This is a genomic window from Bradyrhizobium sp. (assembly GCF_049586575.1).
Taxonomy (GTDB): domain Bacteria; phylum Pseudomonadota; class Alphaproteobacteria; order Rhizobiales; family Xanthobacteraceae; genus Bradyrhizobium.
In genome coordinates this window covers 1-3,495 of the sequence record NZ_JBAVCF010000004.1, presented here as the reverse complement: position 1 = coordinate 3,495, position 3,495 = coordinate 1, and the positions used below count along the sequence as shown (strand labels likewise).

At 60.5% G+C, this 3,495-nt stretch carries 4 protein-coding genes; 2 read left to right on the top strand and 2 right to left on the bottom strand.

The window, feature by feature from the left end; all coding sequences use genetic code 11:
• Positions 1-140: 140 nt before the first annotated feature.
• Complete coding sequence (locus WB528_RS00200) at positions 141-1,397, bottom strand: lytic murein transglycosylase (RefSeq protein WP_423886420.1); 1,257 nt, start codon at positions 1,395-1,397, stop codon at positions 141-143.
• A gap of 36 nt (positions 1,398-1,433) precedes the next feature.
• Between WB528_RS00200 and WB528_RS00195 the strand changes: the two genes are divergently transcribed.
• Positions 1,434-1,733, top strand: coding sequence for a BrnT family toxin (locus tag WB528_RS00195; protein ID WP_423886419.1), 300 nt, complete (start codon positions 1,434-1,436; stop codon positions 1,731-1,733).
• Positions 1,720-1,977 carry a BrnA antitoxin family protein gene (locus WB528_RS00190; RefSeq protein ID WP_423886418.1) on the top strand — a complete coding sequence of 86 codons (258 nt, stop codon included), beginning with the start codon at positions 1,720-1,722 and terminating at the stop codon, positions 1,975-1,977. The genes WB528_RS00195 and WB528_RS00190 overlap by 14 nt, the downstream gene beginning before the upstream one ends.
• A gap of 6 nt (positions 1,978-1,983) precedes the next feature.
• On the opposite strand, the gene ettA is transcribed toward WB528_RS00190, so the two are convergent.
• Positions 1,984-3,495: energy-dependent translational throttle protein EttA (gene ettA, locus WB528_RS00185; RefSeq protein WP_423886417.1), on the bottom strand; the 1,512-nt coding region annotated here is incomplete at its 5' end.

The window sequence follows — 3,495 nt, the reverse complement described above, 5'->3', positions numbered from 1 at the left end:
CGATTGATCTGATCGTCTGGAGCGTTTTCAAGCGAAGTAGATACCGGTTCGTGTGAAGAAAACGCGTCGAGACAAAATCCAGCGCTTCGATTTTCGAGAACCCGGCCCAGGCGGCCGGGTTTTTGTTTGGCGAACGAAATTTATCGCGCCTGCTCGATCGAGCGCAGCACGGTCTCGCTCGGCCAGCAATCCACCTTCAACCCGGCCCGTTTCTGATAGGCGCCAAGCGCTGCGCGCGTCAGCATGCCGGCCTTGCCGTCGATCTTGTCGGCGTAGAGCCCGATGCGGGTGAGATGACGCTGCATCGCCTCGACATCCTTGGTGCGCAACTGCGTCGATGCCGACCACGGCGTAGCGAACGGAAGCGGGCTCACCATGCGGTCTGCGAGATGACCGACGAACAGCACATAGAGATCGGAGAAATTATACTCCTTGATCACGAAGTAATTCTTCGTGGCCAAGAATGACGGGCCATAAATGCCTTCCGGCTGCAACAGCGAGGCCTCTCCCGCCTGCTCGGCCACGCTCAACTTTTGCCCGCGCACCGGTACAAAGCCGTCGCGAAGCCACTCGCGCAGCGGCTTCGTCACTTCCGGCACGCCGATCGTGCAATCGACGTTGGCGGGCGGGTTCACCTCATAGGCCCAGCGTACGCCTGTCTTCCACCCCTTGTTGACAAGTTGCTCCGCGGCGGAAGCCAGCGCATCCGGCACCGAATGCCAGATGTCCTTGCGGCCGTCGCCGTCGAAATCAACCGCGTGCTGGTAAAACTCGGAAGGGAGGAATTGCGTCAGCCCGGTCGCGCCGGCCCACGAGGTGCGCAGGCCCTTGCGCGTCACCTCGCCGTCATTGATCAGTTTCAGTGCGAGGATGAACTCGTTGCGATACTTATCCTTGCGCCGGCCGACATAGGCCTGCGTCGCCAGCACGCGCACACCGTCGTAAGGCAACGTGTAGCGGCCGTAATCGGTTTCGCGGCCCCAGATCGCGAGCAATATCGGCGCGGGCACGCCGAAGCGCTGCTCGATGCCATCGAGCGAGACGCGATATTTCGCCATCAGCTTTTGGCCTTCGGCCGCAAGCCGCGCGAGGGAAGCTTCCTTGATGTAGTCGGCCGGCACCTGCACAAACTCGGCCTGCGATGGCGCGCCGGTCGCGGGCCGTCCCGGCAGGATCAAATCCGGCAGCTTGTAGTCGGGTTCGAGGCCCGCGGTTTCGCGGTCGAACGTCGCGCGCGAAACGCCCTGCCCCTCGGCCTCCGGCCACAGCGAGGTAATGAATTGCGTGAAGGCGGAGTCAGATGCGGCGTGGGCGGGAAGCGGCAGCACCAAAGTTACCACGAGCGCAAACGCGCCTGACCTATTTTTCAGACGACGGAATATGAAGCCATATTGCATCAGCGCCTCTTTTTGTATATATTCATAATATACAGCATGATTGACCTTGACCAGATCACCGGTTTTGACTGGGACGATGGCAACCGCCACAAGAGTGCGGATAAACATGACGTCAGTCAGACCGAAGCCGAAAGTGTCTTCTTCAACGATCCGCTGATCGTTGTTGAGGACGCCAAGCATAGCGAGATAGAGCGGCGCTTCAACGCGTTGGGAAAGACAACCCAAAACCGTTGGCTGCATGTGACCTTCACCCTGCGGCAAAATGCAACCGTGATCCGGGTGATATCGGCGCGAGACATGCACCGAAAGGAGAGAAAAGTTTATGAGCAAGCTTAAATCAGTTCCGTCCTTCAAGACAGAAGCCGAAGAGCGGAAGTTTTGGGAGACTCATGACTCCACCGATTACGTCGACTGGAGAAAGGCCGAGCGCGTGCGCTTTCCGAACCTGAAACCTTCAACCACGGCAATTTCAATTCGCCTGCCGCTGGGCTTGCTGGAGCAAATCAAGATCGCCGCCAACAAGCGCGATGTTCCATATCAGTCGCTGATCAAAATGTGGTTAGCGGAGAAGGTGGGTTAACGGGCCCTATCGCGTCAGCTTCTTGTACTTCACCCGGTGCGGGATGACGGAGTCCTGGCCGAGCCGGCGCATCTTGTCCTTTTCGTAGTCCTGGAAGTTGCCTTCGAACCACTCGACATGGCTGTCGCCTTCGAAGGCGAGCATGTGGGTGGCGATGCGGTCGAGGAACCAGCGGTCGTGGCTGATGATGACCGCGCAACCGGCAAAATCCTCCAGCGCCTCTTCGAGCGCGCGCAATGTGTCGACGTCGAGGTCGTTGGTAGGTTCGTCGAGCAGCAGCACGTTGGCGCCGGACTTGAGCATTTTGGCCAAATGGACACGATTGCGCTCGCCGCCCGACAGCGCGCCGACCTTCTTCTGCTGGTCCGCACCCTTGAAATTGAACGATGAGCAATAGCCGCGCGAATTGACCTCGCGCTTGCCGAGCAGGATCAGTTCGTTGCCGCCGGAAATTTCCTCCCACACGGTCTTCTTGCCGTCGAGGGTGTCACGCGACTGGTCGACATAGCCGAGATGCACGCTCTCGCCGATCGTGATCGTGCCGCTGTCCGCCTTCTCCTGTCCGGTGATCATCCGGAACAGCGTGGTCTTGCCGGCGCCGTTCGGGCCGATCACCCCGACGATGCCGCCGGGCGGCAGCTTGAAGGTGAGATTGTCGATCAGCAGACGGTCGCCATAACCCTTGGTGAGTCCCTCGAAATCGATCACGTTCTGGCCGAGCCGCTCGGCGACGGGAATCGTGATCTGCGCGGTCTGCGTCTGCTTTTCGCTCGCCTGCTTCAGGAGGTCTTCATAGCGCTGATAACGTGCCTTGGATTTGGCCTGGCGCGCCTTTGGCGACGCCGCGATCCATTCCTGCTCGCGGGCGAGCGTGCGCTGATGCGCGGCGTCTTCGCGGCCTTCCTGCTCAAGCCGCTTCTGCTTCTGCATCAGCCAGGACGAATAGTTGCCCTCATAGGGAATGCCCTTGCCGCGGTCGAGTTCGAGAATCCAGCTGGTGACGTTGTCGAGGAAGTAGCGGTCGTGGGTGACGATCAGGATCGCGCCGGGATAGTTGCGCAGGTGGCCCTCGAGCCAGGACACGGATTCGGCATCGAGATGGTTGGTCGGTTCGTCGAGCAGCAACAGCTCGGGTTGATCGAGCAGCAGCTTGCATAACGCGACGCGGCGGCGCTCACCGCCTGAGAGTTTGGTCACATCGGCATCGTCGGGCGGACAGCGCAGCGCGTCCATCGCCTGGTCGACCTTGCTGTCGAGATCCCAGAGGCCGGCGGCCTCGATCTCGTCCTGCAGCTTGGTCATCTCGTCGGCGGTCTCGTCGGAATAATTCACCGCCAGTTCGTTGTAGCGGTCGAGGATCGCCTTCTGCTTGGCGACGCCCAGCATGACGTTCTCGCGGACCGTCTTGGTGGCGTCGAGTTGCGGCTCCTGCTCGAGGTAACCGACGCGCGCGCCCTCGGCGACCCAGGCCTCGCCGTTATATTCCTTGTCGAGCCCGGCCATGATCCTGAGCAGGGT